Genomic DNA, 14,238 nt, shown 5'->3' on the forward strand with positions numbered 1-14,238 from the left:
GACGCTAGTCATTGCCACTGTCATTGCCATCGAGGTGGTCTAGCGATCTTGAAACCAGCAAAGATGCTGGTCAGATGTGGTGGAGACGAGGGGAATCGAACCCCTAACCCCCGCCTTGCAAAGGCGGTGCTCTGCCAATTGAGCTACGTCCCCGAGGGGCCCACGCTACCGCGTGCGGCCCGAGGTGCAGGCCTTCTGCTTCGTGCTACTTCGTGGCTTCGTGCCAGGGGTCCTCGCCGGGACGGCTCTTGACCTTGAGGAGGACCAGGATCGCGGCGCCGGCTGCGGCGACGAGAGCGAGGATCTTCTTCACGTCGATCACCTTCGGAGCCGGTGCCAGAGGAGTGGGCCTAGCTGGATTTGAACCAGCGACCTCATCGTTATCAGCGATGCGCTCTAACCAACTGAGCTATAGGCCCCTGCGGCAGGAACGACTGTACATGAGCCCCCGCCGGCCTCCCGCACCGGCCCCTCGAACCGGGGCGGGAGGCGAATCCGCAGGTCGGTGGGCCGTTGCGGGGCCGCCACGGGCCGGACCTCAGTCACGCTCGGAGAGCGTGACCTCGATCCCACCGACGAGGTCGGCGGAGACGTTGTAGACGAACGCGCCCACGGTGAGGGCCACCGCGAACAGCAGGCTGTTGATCGCGCCGATGATCGCGGCGAAGCCGAAGACGCTGCCGGCGCTGATGAGCGAGCCGCCGCCGCCCTCGCCGCCGCCGGAGACCAGGTCGGCGTAGGTGCCGTTGAGCCGGTCCCAGACGCCCATGCCGTCGAGCACGCCGTACAGCACGCCGACCGCCACGAGCCAGATGAAGAACAGCACCACGGCCAGGACCAGCGCCAGCTTCAGCACCGACCACGGGTCGAACCGCTTGACCTGCAGCAGCGCCTGCCGCGGGGCCCGGCCGGCCACGTTCGGCACCTCGGCGTGCACCTCGGCCTGGGACCCGCCCGGCAGCGTCGCGGTCCCGGTCCCGGCCGCGGCAGCGGCACCCGCGGCTGCCGCGGCCCCGTCGGCGCCGGACGACCCGCCCCGGTCGATGTAGGCCGTGGGCGCCTCGCTGAGCAGCGAGTCCACCGCGGGCGAGCGCTGCGGGGCCGGACGGGGTGTGCGCACCGTCTCGGCGGCATCGGGACCGTCGTCGCCCTGCGCCCGCCGCCACGGCGGAGGCGTCGGCACCGTGCCTGGGTGGACCTCCTGGGTCTCCCCCGCCCCCGTCGCGGCCTCGGACCCCGAGGCGGCGAGGTTCGCCGCCGAGCCCGATGCGCCCTCGGGGCGCGGGCTCGGGACCGGCCGGGCCGAGGTGCCGTCGGCAGGGCCCGGCTCCGCCGCGGTGGCCGCGGACGACCCGGACCCGTTGGACGACGACCCGTTGGTCGAGGTCGCGGAACCCACGGTCCCGTTCCCGACCGACCCGGCCTCCGCGGCCGCGGGAGTGGTCCGGTCCTCGGCCGTGTCGGCCTCGGCCGGAGCCGCCGCGGCCCCGTCGGCGGGCAGCTGGGGCGAGTCGGGGCTGTCCGTGGCGACCCGCCCCTCGTCCTTGGCGCCCGGCGGCGTCGCCGGCTGTTCGTTCTCGCTCACGAGGTGGAGCACTCCTCGTCGGTCGGCGTGCAGGACAACCTGCGGGACAACGGCGTCACCCGGTGGGCCGGCCTCAGCCGGTCACCTCGGGGGCGTCCGCATCGTCCTCCGCGTTGCGCGCGACCGCCAGCAGCGTGGCGTTCTCGCCGAGGTTCATGAGGCGCACCCCCTTCGTCTGCCGGCCGGCCTTCCGCACCTCGCGGGCCGAGGTCCGGATGACGCCGCCGGTCGACGTGATCGCGTACAGCTCGTCGTCGATCCCGACGATGAGCGCGCCGACCAGCGTGCCACGCCGGCGGTCGTACTGGAGGGTCAACACTCCCTTGCCGCCGCGGCCCTGGACCGGGTAGTCCTCGATCGGGGTGCGCTTCGCGTACCCGCCGGCGGTGGCGACCAGGACGAAGCGGTCCGGCTGGACCACGCCGATCGACAGCAGCCGGTCCCCGTCGTTGAAGCGCATGCCCAGCACGCCGGACGTGGCGCGGCCCATCGGGCGCAGCACCTCGTCGCTGGCGGTGAACCGGATCGACTGGCCCTCGGCCGAGACGAGCAGCAGGTCGTCGTCCGCGGCGCAGAGCACCGCGCCGATCAGCTCGTCCTCGTCCCGCAGGTTGATGCCGATCAGGCCGCCGGAGCGGTTGGAGTCGAAGTCCTCGAGGCGGGACTTCTTCACCAGCCCGTTTCTCGTCGCCAAGACGAGATACGGGGCCGCCTGGTAGTCCTTGATCTGCATGACCTGGGCGATGTGCTCGTCCGGCTGGAAGGCCAGCAGGTTGGCGACGTGCTGGCCGCGGGCGTTGCGGTTCGCCTCGGGCAGCTCGTAGGCCTTGAGCCGGTACACGCGGCCCTTGTTCGTGAAGAACAGCATCCAGTCGTGCGTGGAGCACACGAAGAAGTGGGCGACGATGTCGTCCTGCTTCAGCGTGGCACCCTGCACTCCCTTGCCGCCGCGCTTCTGCGCCCGGTACAGGTCGGTCTTGGTGCGCTTCGCGTAGCCGGTCTCGGTGATCGTGACGACCACGTCCTCGACGGCGATGAGATCCTCGTTGGTGACGTCGCCGTCGTCGGCGACGAGGCGGGTGCGCCGCTCGTCGCCGTGCTTGTCGACGATCTCCATGAGCTCGTCGCGGACGATCTGCCGCTGCCGCTCGGGCCGGGCCAGGATGTCCTCGTAGTCGGCGATCTCGAGCTCGATCTCGGCCAGCTCGTCGACGATCTTCTGCCGCTCCAGGGCCGCCAGGCGGCGCAGCTGCATGTCCAGGATCGCCTGGGCCTGGATCTCGTCGACCTCGAGCAACTCGATGAGGCCCTGCCGCGCCACGTCGACCGTCTCCGACGCCCGGATCAGCGCGATGACCTCGTCGAGCGCGTCGAGCGCCTTGACCAGACCACGCAGGATGTGGGCCCGCTCCTCGGCCTTGCGCAGCCGGTAGCGGGTGCGCCGGACGATGACCTCGATCTGGTGCCGGATGTAGTTCCGGACGACCTGGTCCAGCCGCAGCGTGCGGGGCACGCCGTCGACGATCGCCAGCATGTTGACGCCGAAGCTGTACTGCAGCTGGCTGTGCTTGTAGAGGTTGTTGAGCACGACCTTGGCCACGGCGTCGCGCTTCAGCGTGAAGACGATCCGCATGCCGACACGGTCGGACGACTCGTCGTTGATCTCGGAGATCCCGGTGAGCTTGCCGTCCCGGATCATCGAGGCGATCGACTCGACGAGGTTGTCCGGGTTGACCTGGTACGGCAGCTCGGTGACGACGAGGGTGGTGCGCCCCTTGGCGTCCTCCTCGACCTCGACGACCGCGCGCATCCGGACCGAGCCACGGCCCGTGCGGTAAGCGGACTCGATGCCGTCCCGCCCCACGATCAGGCCGGCCGTCGGGAAGTCCGGGCCCTTGATCCGGGCCATGAGCGCGTCGAGGAGCTCCTCGTCCGAGGCCTCGTGGTTGTCCAGGGCCCAGACGACGCCCTCGCCGACCTCGCGCAGGTTGTGCGGCGGGATGTTCGTGGCCATGCCGACGGCGATGCCGACGGAGCCGTTGATCAGCAGGTTGGGCACCCGCGACGGCAGGACGACGGGCTCCTGCGTCTTGCCGTCGTAGTTGTCGATCAGGTCGACGGTGTCCTCGTTGATGTCCTGCAACATCGCGAGGGCGAGCGGCGAGAGGCGGCACTCCGTGTACCGCATGGCCGCCGCGGGGTCGTTGCCCCGCGAGCCGAAGTTGCCCTGCCCGTCGATCAGCGGGTAGCGCATCGACCACGGCTGGGCCAGCCGGACGAGCGCGTCGTAGATCGCCGAGTCGCCGTGCGGGTGGTAGTTACCCATCACCTCGCCGACGACGCGGGCGCACTTGACGTAGGAGCGGTCCGGCCGGAAGCCGTTCTCCCCCATCGAGTAGAGGACGCGCCGGTGCACCGGCTTGAGGCCGTCCTCGACCAGCGGCAGCGCGCGTCCGACGATCACGCTCATCGCGTAGTCGATGTACGAGCGCTGCATCTCGTGCTGGATGTCGACCGGCTCGATCCGGTCGCCGCCGCCGCCCTCGGCGGGCCCGGTCGGTGGGAGCGTGGGGTCCAGGGTGTCGGTCATCGTCCTTCTCTCACGTGCGATCCGTACGTACGTCTAGAACGGTCGTCTGTTCTAGACGTCCAGGAACCGCACGTCCTTCGCGTTGCGGGTGATGAAGGAACGCCGCGACTCCACGTCCTCGCCCATCAGGACGGAGAACAGCTCGTCCGCCGTGGCGGCGTCGTCGAGGGTGACGCGGGAGAGCATCCGGTGCGCCGGGTCCATGGTCGTCTCCCAGAGCTCCTTGGCGTTCATCTCACCGAGGCCCTTGTACCGCTGCACGCCCTCGTCCTTGGGCAGCTTCTTGCCGGCCTCGCGGCCGGCGGCGATCAGCCCGTCCCGCTCCGCGTCGGAGTAGGCGAACTCGGGCTCGGAGCCACGGCCGGACCACTTGATCTTGTAGAGCGGCGGGTTCGCCAGGAAGACGTGACCGGCCTCGACCAGCGGACGCATGAAGCGGAACAGCAGCGTGAGCAGCAGCGTGCGGATGTGCTGGCCGTCGACGTCCGCGTCGGCCATCAGCACGATCTTGTGGTACCGCAGCTTCGCGAGGTCGAACTCCTCGTGGATGCCGGTGCCCAGCGCCGTGATGATGGACTGGACCTCGGTGTTCTTGAGGACGCGGTCGATCCGGGCCTTCTCGACGTTGATGATCTTGCCCCGGATCGGCAGGATCGCCTGGTACATCGAGTCCCGGCCGGACTTGGCCGAGCCGCCCGCGGAGTCGCCCTCCACGATGTAGACCTCGGACTTCGTCGGGTCGGTGGAGCGGCAGTCCGCCAGCTTGCCCGGCAGGCCGCCGATGTCGCCCGCACTCTTGCGCCGGACCAGCTCGCGGGCCTTGCGGGCCGCCATCCGGGCCTGCGCCGAGGACACCGCCTTGTTCACGATGATCTTGGCCTCGGCCGGGTTGCGCTCGAACCAGTCCGCCAGCCACTCGTTGCTGATCTTCTGCACGAACGACTTGACCTCGGTGTTGCCGAGCTTGGTCTTGGTCTGGCCCTCGAACTGCGGCTCGGCGACCTTGACCGACACGATCGCGGCGAGGCCCTCGCGGATGTCGTCCCCGGAGAGCGCCGGGTCCTTCTCCTTGAGCAGCTTCTTGTCCCGCGCGTACCGGTTGACCGTGGTGGTCAGCGCCGAGCGGAAGCCCTCCTCGTGGGTGCCGCCCTCGTGCGTGTTGATCGTGTTCGCGAACGTGTAGACGGACTCGGAGTAGCCCGAGTTCCACTGCATCGCGACCTCGATCTGGTGCCCGGGGCCCTCGCCGGTGTAGCCGATGACCTTCCGGTGGATCGGGTCCTTGCTCTTGTTGAGGTGCGCGACGAAGTCCTCGAGGCCGCCCGGGTAGTGGAAGACCTGCTCCTTCACCTTGGCCACGAAGCCCTCGGCGTCGGGCTCCTCGGCCTCCTCCGAGTCCCCGTTGCGCTCGTCGCGCAGGACGATGGTCAGCCCCTTGTTGAGGAACGCCATCTCCTGCAGCCGGCGCTGGATGGTCTCGAGGTTGTAGGTCGTGGTCTCGAAGATCGAGGGGTCGGCCCAGAAGGTGATCGAGGTGCCGGTGCGCTTCGTGGCCTCGCCCTTGTGCAGCACCCCGGGCACGGAGTGGTCGTAGCGCTGGGTCCAGACGTGGCCGCTGACGTGGATCTCGACGTCGAGCCGGCTGGACAGCGCGTTCACGACGGAAACGCCGACACCGTGCAGGCCGCCGGACACCGCGTAGGACTTGCCGTCGAACTTGCCGCCCGCGTGCAGCACGGTGAGCACGACCTCGACGGCCGGCTTCTTCTCCACCGGGTGCATGTCGACCGGGATGCCGCGGCCGTCGTCCACCACCCGGACGCCGCCGTCGGCGGTCAGGGTCACCTCGACACGCGTCGCGTACCCGGCCATCGCCTCGTCGACCGCGTTGTCCACGACCTCCCAGATGAGGTGGTGCAGACCGCGCTCGCCGGTGGAGCCGATGTACATGCCGGGGCGCTTGCGGACGGCCTCCAGGCCCTCGAGGACCGTGATCGACGACGCGCTGTAGCCGCTCTTCTTCTCCGCCACGGGCTGTTGGTCTCCTCGCCACGAGAGCCGGCCCGGGGACGCGCGGGACACGCGCCGGTACCGGCGAGGACCGGGCGGGGCACGGGGACCCGCACGGCACTACTGATGATTCTACCGGTCCGGCCCGACAGGAACGCGGCTAGGACACGTCCAGAATCGTCACAGCGGCGCGATCGTGGGCCGAAACGGGTCCGGACGGCGGGAACGGGGGTCGGACGGCGCTGCTGCGGCGTCATGTGGCGCTGAGTGGGCCTCTGGCGGACGCGAACGGTCGTCCCCGTCCCGTCACCGCCGGGACGACCGAACGGCACCTTCGCCCCGTCCTCGTGAGCGCGAGCGCCGTTCGTGCTGGTCGAGGAGTGCGTCGGGGCGGGTCAGCCGTACGTGTCCCGACAGTCGGGGCTCCGCCTCCGACGGCCCCCGGATGGCCGCCCGGGTCCAGCACTCCCTCGCAGTATCAGCCGTACGTGTCCCTGGGGCCGCGGCCGCGGACGTGGCGGGGACCGTGCCGCCAGCTCGGCCCGCTCGGGCCGACCACGCGGATCCGGCGCACGACGTCCGGCCCCACCGCCCCGGCGAGCCGCTGCAGCAGCTGGCGCTGCAACGTCCGCAGCTGCGTGGCCCAGGCGGTCGACTCCGCCTGCAGGGTCAGCTCGCCGTCCCGCAGCGAGACCGGCGTGCAGTGGTCGGCGATGTCCGGGCCGACGAGCGTGTGCCAGCGGCCCAGCACCGTCGCGTCGGTCAGCCGCGAGGACCAGCCGCGGTCCATCGCCACCCGGGACACCACCCGGCCGAACGGCTGCGGGTCGCGGTTGTCCGGCCCGGGGCCGGACCAGCGCCGGCGGCGACCCCGGCCGAAGCCCTTCGGTCGCCCGCCGCGCTGCTCGGCCTCCCGCTCCTGCCGCTTCTGGGCGTTGGCCTCCCGGGCCGCCGCGAGCGCGTCCCGGGCGAGGTCGGCGCCGCGCCGCCCACCGTCGCCGACCGGTTCCTCCCCCTCGCGCCGAGCGGTACGAGCGGTTTCGTCCCCAGGGGTGTGGACAGGGTTGTGGGTTACCGGACGGTCCGACGGTCGATCGGCCGCGGCGGGCGGTGTCTTGTGACGGGAGTCACGAGAGGAGCGGGAGTTATCCACAGTATCCACAACCTTGTCCCCAGGAGCGCCCGTCCGGGGGACGCTCGACGTCTTCCGTTCCGTCGCACGTCAGGTGGTGTTCGGCGGTCGTGTGTCCGGTTCGACCCGTACCGCCGATCCACCGCCCACCGCAAAGCGCGTCCCCAGCAGCTCCGCCGGGACGTCCTCCGCGACCGCCGCCGTCACGACGACCTGTTCCGCCTCAGCGGCGACCGCGGACAACGCGCGCCGCCGCTGCGCGTCCAGCTCGGCGAACACGTCGTCGAGAATGAGGACGGGCTCGACGTCGTCGGCCTTCAGCAGGCGGTAGGAGGCCAGCCGCAGCGCGAGGGCGATCGCCCACGACTCGCCGTGGCTCGCGTATCCCTTGGCCGGGCCCTCGCCGAGGTTGAGCAGCAGGTCGTCGCGGTGCGGGCCGACCAGGCACACCCCGCGCTCGATCTCCTGCCGGCGCACCTGCGCCAGCTCGTCGAGGAGGAGCGCCTCCAGTTCCTGCGGCGAGGGGGGCAGCTCGCCGGGGATCGAGCACCGGTAAACCAGCGTCAGCGGGTCCGACGACGGCGCCACCTCGGCGAAGGCCTTCTCGGCGTGCGGCGCGATGCCCTCGACCAGGTCCAGCCGGCCGGCCAGCAGCGCGGCGCCGTGCCGGGCGAGGTGCCCGTCCCACACCTCGAGCGTGGAGAGGTCGGCGTGGCGGTTGCGTGCGGTCTTCAGCAGGGCGGACCGCTGCCGGAGCACGCGCTCGTAGTCGCTGCGCACGCCGGCGTAGCGCGGGTAGCGCGCCACGAGCAGCTCGTCGAGGAACCGCCGGCGCTCGCCGGGGTCGCCGCGGACGAGGGCGAGGTCCTCCGGCGCGAACAGGACGCTGCGCAGGATGCCGAGGATCTCGCGCGGCCGCGCCACCGGCGCGCGGTTGACCCGCGCCCGGTTGGCCTTCCCGGCGGTGATCTCCAGCTCGACGTTCAGCTCGCGGCCCTGGTGCACGACCTGGCCGCGGACGATGGCGCGCTGGGCGCCGCGCCGGATCAGCGGCGCATCGGTGGCGACCCGGTGCGAGCCGAGCGTGGCGAGGTACCCGATCGCCTCGACCAGGTTCGTCTTGCCGACGCCGTTCGACCCGACCAGGACGGTGACGCCCGGTTCCAGGAGGAGCTCCGCGCGTTCCCAGGAGCGGAAGTCCTCGACGGCGAGCCGACGGAGATGCACCTCGTAGGTCTACCTCAGCCGTGGGTGGAGCCGGTGCCCGAGCTGGGTCCCGCGACGTCCCCGGGGGCGCCGGCCGGTCCGGCGGCCTTCTTCACCGCGTGCCCGCCGAACTGGTTGCGCAGCGCCGCGACGGCCTTCATCGCGGGCGACTCGTCCTGCCGGGAGGCGAAGCGCGCGAACAGCGCCGCGGAGATCACCGGCAGCGGGACGGCGTGCTGGATGGCCTCCTCGATCGTCCACCGGCCCTCGCCGGAGTCGTCGACGTAGCCCTCGAGGTCGGCCAGGTGCGGGTCGTCGCGCAGCGCGTTGACCAGCAGGTCCAGCAGCCAGGACCGGACGACGGTGCCGCGCGACCACGCCTGGATCACCCCGGGCACGTCCTCGACCAGCGGCGAGGCCTCCATGAGCTCGAAGCCCTCGGCGTAGGCCTGCATCAGGCCGTACTCGATGCCGTTGTGCACCATCTTCGAGAAGTGGCCGGCGCCGACCGGGCCGGCGTGGGCGAAGCCCTCCTCGCGCGGGCCCTCCGGGCGCAGCGCGTCGAAGATCGGCATGGCGAGCTCGATGTGCTCCGGGGCGCCGCCCGCCATCAGGCCGTAGCCGTTGTCCTTGCCCCAGATGCCGCCGGACACGCCGCAGTCGACGTAGCCGATCCCCTTGCCGTGCAACAGCTCCGCGTTCGGGGCGTCGTCGGTGTAGCGGGAGTTGCCGCCGTCGATCACCAGGTCGCCGGGTTCGAGGATGTCAGCCAGCGCGCGAACCGTGGAGCGGGTCGGCTCGCCGGAGGGCACCATCACCCAGACCACCCGCGGCGCGGAGAGCGCCTTCGCGAGGTCCTCGAGCGACGGCACGTCGGTCACCTCGGGCCGCGGGTCGAACCCGACGACCTCGTGACCCGCCGCGCGCACCCGGTCCCGCATGTTCCCGCCCATGCGGCCCAGGCCGATCAGTCCGAGTTGCACGTCCCGCTCCCTACAGCTCGCTCGAGGGTCCCGCGCCGGCCGGCGCCGGGACCCATCGTGCCGCATCGGACGGCGCGACGATCAGTCGGAGCGCGCTCCGCTCACGCGCTGACAGTCGCTCCGCGGGCTCCGCTCAGCCCGGCAGGCGGACCGGCATCAGCAGGTGGAGGTACCCCGGATCGCCGGGTACGTCGCCCGCGTCCTCGCCGTCGGCCGGCGGGACGACCGGGCGCACCAGGGCGGGCCGGTTCGGCGTGGTGAAGGTGAGCTGCGCCTTCTCGGTGTGCAGCGCGCCCAGCGAGTCGAGCAGGTAGCCGGGGTTGAACGCGATGGTCAGCGCGGAGCCGTCGAGCGCGCACGGCAGCTCCTCCTCGGCGCTGCCGACGTCCTCACCGCCGGCCGCGAGCCGCAGCCCCTCCTCGCCGAACTCCAGCCGGATCTGCGCGACCCGGTCCGCGACCAGCGAGACGCGCTTGATCGCCTCGACGAGCGCCGCGACCTCGAGCTCGGCCGCCGTGGTGTGCTCGGCCGGGATCAGCTGGCGGAAGCGCGGGAACTCGGCGTCGAGCAGCCGCGTGGTGGCGCGGCGGCCGCCGCCGGTGAGGCCGAGCATGCCGTCGCCCGCGGAGAGCGCGATCTCGACGGTGCCGGTGCCGGCCAGCGTCTTCGCGACGTCCGAGAGGGTCTTCGCCGGGATGAGCACGGCGGTGGAGACGCCGGAGTCCTCGGGCTGCCAGTCGAGCTCGCGGACCGCGAGGCGGAACCGGTCGGTCGCCGCCAGGGTCAGCCGCGAGCCCTCGATCTCGAGCCGGACGCCGGTGAGCATCGGCAGCGTGTCGTCCCGGCCCGCGGCGACGGCGACCTGGGCGACCGCCCCGGCCAGCTCGGCGGCGTCGACCGTGCCGGCGCGCTGCGGCATCGCCGGCAGCTGCGGGTAGTCCTCCACCGGCATGATCGGCAGCGAGAACCGGCTGTTCCCGCAGTTGATCGTGGCCCGGGCGCCGTCGACCACGAGGTCGACCGGCTTGTTCGGCAGGGCGCGGGTGATGTCCGCGAGCAGCCGGCCGGAGACGAGCACCTGGCCCGGGTCGCCGATCGTCGCGTCGAGCTCCACGCGGGCCGAGGTCTCGTAGTCGAACCCGGAGACGGTGAGCCGGTCGCCGCCCTCCCCCGAGGCGGCGTCGATCAGGACACCGCCCAGGACCGGAACCGGCGGCCGCGCGGGCAGGCTGCGTGCCACCCAGGCGGCAGCGTCGGCGAGGACGTCGCGTTCGACCCGGAACTTCATGGCGAGGGAGACCTTTCACCGGTGGTCACTGGGTGTGACCAGGAGGCGGGCACACGGGACGGGCTGTGAGGAGCCCGGACGAGGTGGGTCCCCGACGGGTCCGGCGGCTGGGCCGCGAACGGCTCCCCCGGGGATCCCGCCGACGACCCGGCGGTCCGGGATCGGCCGACTCACCGTAGAGCCTCCCGCGGCCGGGTGTCACGTCGCCCGGTCGCCGTCCGGCGAGCGGTGGGCGGAGATCCGCTCGTGCCCCGTCCGTGTCCTCCATCCACCCCCTTCTTTCTCTTGTAGTTCTTCGAAGAGAGAACTCCAGAAGCAGAGACAGGTCCTGTGCACAGTGTGGATGGGCGACGTCGTCGCAGGTCGCGCGGTGCGGCGTCCTGGGGACCGAGCCTCGGGACCGAGTCGGGACGGACGCGGCGGGCCGTGGATGGCCGGCGTTCTCGCGAGGTTGTCCGACGCCCATCCCCGTCCCGGCGGGGAGTTGTCCACTGTTCTCGGGGCGTCCGTCCACGGGCTCCGGCACGACAATCCACAGAGTTGTCCCCAGATGTGGGTGAAGCGTGGCCGTGCGTCCACGCTGTGCGACCGGTCGGCGTCGTCGCGGCAACCCGGTGGCGACGGGCGGCACCCTCAGAAGTCCCGCCCTGCACACGTTCCGCAACGGAATGTGAGCGGAGCGGTCACGCTGGGAGCGCGCCGCTGGGCCGGCCGTGCGCCGAACGCCCACTACCGGACGACGAGCGGTGAGTGCGGGAGCGACACGCGGGCGATTTCGATCTCTACCGGATGGAGATCACGGCCGGGAGGTGTGGGAGGCGCCGGAGCGGAAGTGGATCTCCGTGGCGGTCACTCCGCATGCTGCGGAGAGGCGCTGAGACGGCCGCTGGGGCCCGTTCGCGATGAGCCGTGTGGGTGCAGGTGGTCCGGCGCAGGCGGTGACGGTGCGAGATCGGGCGGCTCGGGCCATCGGGTGGTGTCCGGCGCTCCGGAAGCTGGGGATGGCTGGGGACAACTCGGCATCACGGCTGCTCGGAGGCCCTCCCGAGCCGGGAGTCGTGGGGCCGCGAGTCGGGAGAAGCGGGGCCGCGAGTCGGGAGAAGCGGGGCCGCGAGTCGGGAGGTGCGGGAGCGCGACTCGGGCGGGCGTGGCGTCGGTGATCACGGTCGGGCGCACTGCCCGGACGGCGCTCGCGAACGCCGGCTCGGACACGGGCGTGAGGAGGGTTCCGGACGGTGCTCGCAGAAGGTGTCGTCGCGGTCGATCGGTCGCGCATCCACACGGCGGTCGAGTGGAGGCGGCACCCGCGGACGGTCAGTGCCGGGCGCGCTGCTTGATGCGGGCGGTGAGCTCCTGCACCTGCTCGAAGGTCTTGCGACGCAGCGAGATCTCGTTGCGGATCTTCTTGTCCGCGTGCATGACCGTGGTGTGGTCGCGGCCGCCGAAGGTCTGTCCGATGCGCGGCAGCGAGAGGTCGGTGAGCTCGCGGCACAGGTACATGGAGATCTGGCGGGCCTGCGCGAGGGCCTTCGTCTTCCCCGGCCCGCAGAGCTCCTCCATCGTCACGTCGAAGAACTCGGCGGTGACCGCCATGATCGTCGGCGCGGTGATCTCGGAGGCGGCCGAGTCGGGGATGAGGTCGCGCAGCACGATCTCGGCGAGCTGGGTGTCGACCGGCTGCCGGTTGAGCGAGGCGAAGGCCGTCACGCGGATCAGCGCGCCCTCGAGCTCGCGGATGTTCCGCTCGATGCGCTCGGCGATGAACTCCAGGACGTCCCCGGGCACCGCGAGCCGGTCCTGCGCGGCCTTCTTCCGGAGGATCGCGATGCGCGTCTCCAGCTCGGGCGGCTGGATGTCGGTGATCAGGCCCCACTCGAACCGCGTGCGCATGCGGTCCTCGAGGGTCTCGAGGCGCTTCGGCGGCCGGTCGGAGGAGACGACGATCTGCTTGTTCGCGTTGTGGAGGGTGTTGAAGGTGTGGAAGAACTCCTCCTGGGTCCCCTCCTTCCCCTCCAGGAACTGGATGTCGTCGACCAGCAGGACGTCGACGTCCCGGTAGCGACGCTGGAAGGCGACCTTGCGGTCGTCGCGCAGCGAGTTGATGAAGTCGTTCGTGAACTCCTCGGTACTGACGTACCGCACCCGCATCCCCGGGAAGAGCCGCTGCGCGTAGTGCCCCACCGCGTGGAGCAGGTGGGTCTTGCCCAGCCCGGACTCGCCCCAGATGAAGAGCGGGTTGTACGCGCGCGCCGGCGCCTCGGCCACCGCCACCGCGGCCGCGTGCGAGAAGCGGTTCGACGCCCCGATGACGAAGGTGTCGAAGGTGTACTTCTCGTTCAGCCGGGTCTGCGAGCGCGGCGCGACCGGGTCGCCCGCCTGCGGGGCCGAGTAGGTCGGCCACACCTCGGGACGGCCGGGGGTCAGCGGGCCGGCTTCGCCGGGGACAGGCGGCTCGGCGTGGTCGACGCCGGCGGGCTCGGGGAGCGCCGCGGCCGCGCCCGGGTCCACCGGGATGCCCGACGGCGGGGTGGGCGCGTCCTGCACCGCGCCGTCCGGCCCGTGCGGTGCAGGGGGCGCCATGCCGGGCAGAGGGGCCGCCGCGACCGGGCTGCGGCCGTCGGCGATCTCGCCGAGCGACGGGGCGCCGGGCCGCACGCGCGACGGCGGGTCCGGGACGTCCGTCCCGCCCGAGGCGGCGTTGGCGTCGACCACGACCGCGAGGTTCACCTGCACGCCCATGTGACGGCCGATGGCGTCGCTGATCGGGCGCCGGAGGATCCGCTCGATCGCGTCCTTCGCGAACTCGCTGGGCGCGGCGAGCAGCGCCGTGCCGTCGAGGAGCCCGAGCGGGCGGGTCAGCCGCAGGAAGGCGCGCTGCTGCGCGGACAGCCCGGGCGAACCCGGATCCGTCGCGGGTCCGGCGAGGTCGGCGATGACCAGGCTCCACACCTGGGCGAGGTCACCGGGTTCGGCCACCGCTCGGCCCCTCTCCGCGTGCCGACCGTGGGGAGCGGTGGGCACGACCTCGTTCGTCGTCTCGTCGGCATGGGCTGGGCATCCCCAGACTTATCCACACATGTGCGTAGACCGTACGCAGGGGAGTACGGCGGGCCGCGACCACCCTCCTGTCGGGCGCGCGCCCGCAGCGTCCGTCGTGGTGACAGTCGGAGAAGCCCCGATCCCCCCGGATGGAACTGCGAAGCCCGCACGCTAACAACGACCGGCCCGAGGTCACAAGATGCGCAGGTCGGGAGCCTGTACGGACCCGTCCGACGCCCCCGTCCCAACCTGCGGCGATCACGCAGCGCACCCTCGTCGTCACAGGGCTCGGGGCCGCCGCGGGGGTGGTTTGCACCGCTCGGAAGCGGCTGCGTACCCTGGTCTGCAGGCGCGGCCCGTCGCCGGCACGTCCGCGTGCCCCGACACAGCAGACGCTGCCGCCGC

General features: G+C 71.9%; 9 protein-coding genes and 2 tRNA genes. All 11 read right to left on the reverse strand.

What is annotated here, in order from left to right; all coding sequences use genetic code 11:
• Window positions 1–77: 77 nt before the first annotated feature.
• Window positions 78–153, reverse strand: a tRNA-Ala gene (locus tag AB0B41_RS05605).
• 52 nt (window positions 154–205) lie between these two features.
• On the reverse strand, window positions 206–313 hold the full coding sequence (locus tag AB0B41_RS05610; protein WP_358199315.1) for a DLW-39 family protein: 108 nt from the start codon (window positions 311–313) through the stop codon (window positions 206–208).
• A gap of 32 nt (window positions 314–345) precedes the next feature.
• Window positions 346–419: transfer RNA gene (locus AB0B41_RS05615), tRNA-Ile, on the reverse strand.
• Between the two features lie 119 nt (window positions 420–538).
• On the reverse strand, window positions 539–1,183 hold the full coding sequence (locus tag AB0B41_RS05620) for a DUF3566 domain-containing protein (protein WP_358199469.1): 645 nt from the start codon (window positions 1,181–1,183) through the stop codon (window positions 539–541).
• 475 nt (window positions 1,184–1,658) lie between these two features.
• Complete coding sequence (gyrA, locus tag AB0B41_RS05625; protein ID WP_358199318.1) at window positions 1,659–4,175, reverse strand: DNA gyrase subunit A; 2,517 nt, start codon at window positions 4,173–4,175, stop codon at window positions 1,659–1,661.
• A 51-nt stretch (window positions 4,176–4,226) separates the two neighbouring features.
• Entirely contained in the window at window positions 4,227–6,206 is a 1,980-nt protein-coding gene (gene gyrB / locus AB0B41_RS05630) for a DNA topoisomerase (ATP-hydrolyzing) subunit B (RefSeq protein WP_358199320.1), read from the reverse strand.
• 457 nt (window positions 6,207–6,663) lie between these two features.
• Window positions 6,664–7,347, reverse strand: a complete 684-nt coding sequence (locus tag AB0B41_RS05635; RefSeq protein ID WP_358199322.1) for a DciA family protein — start codon at window positions 7,345–7,347, stop codon at window positions 6,664–6,666.
• Window positions 7,348–7,407: 60 nt separating this feature from the next.
• Window positions 7,408–8,544 (reverse strand): DNA replication/repair protein RecF, encoded by a 1,137-nt coding sequence (gene recF / locus AB0B41_RS05640; RefSeq protein ID WP_358199324.1) that lies wholly within the window; start codon window positions 8,542–8,544, stop codon window positions 7,408–7,410.
• Window positions 8,545–8,558: 14 nt separating this feature from the next.
• Window positions 8,559–9,506: a phosphogluconate dehydrogenase (NAD(+)-dependent, decarboxylating) gene (gene gnd, locus AB0B41_RS05645; RefSeq protein WP_358199326.1), complete on the reverse strand. Its 948-nt coding sequence runs from the start codon at window positions 9,504–9,506 to the stop codon at window positions 8,559–8,561.
• Between the two features lie 133 nt (window positions 9,507–9,639).
• A complete protein-coding gene (gene dnaN, locus AB0B41_RS05650) occupies window positions 9,640–10,794 on the reverse strand; it encodes a DNA polymerase III subunit beta (RefSeq protein ID WP_358199328.1) in 1,155 nt (384 codons plus the stop codon).
• Between the two features lie 1,314 nt (window positions 10,795–12,108).
• Entirely contained in the window at window positions 12,109–13,743 is a 1,635-nt protein-coding gene (gene dnaA / locus AB0B41_RS05655; protein ID WP_358199471.1) for a chromosomal replication initiator protein DnaA, read from the reverse strand.
• Window positions 13,744–14,238 lie beyond the last annotated feature (495 nt).

This window comes from Pseudonocardia sp. NPDC049154, assembly GCF_040648315.1.
In the GTDB taxonomy this organism is placed as follows: Bacteria; Actinomycetota; Actinomycetes; order Mycobacteriales; family Pseudonocardiaceae; genus Pseudonocardia.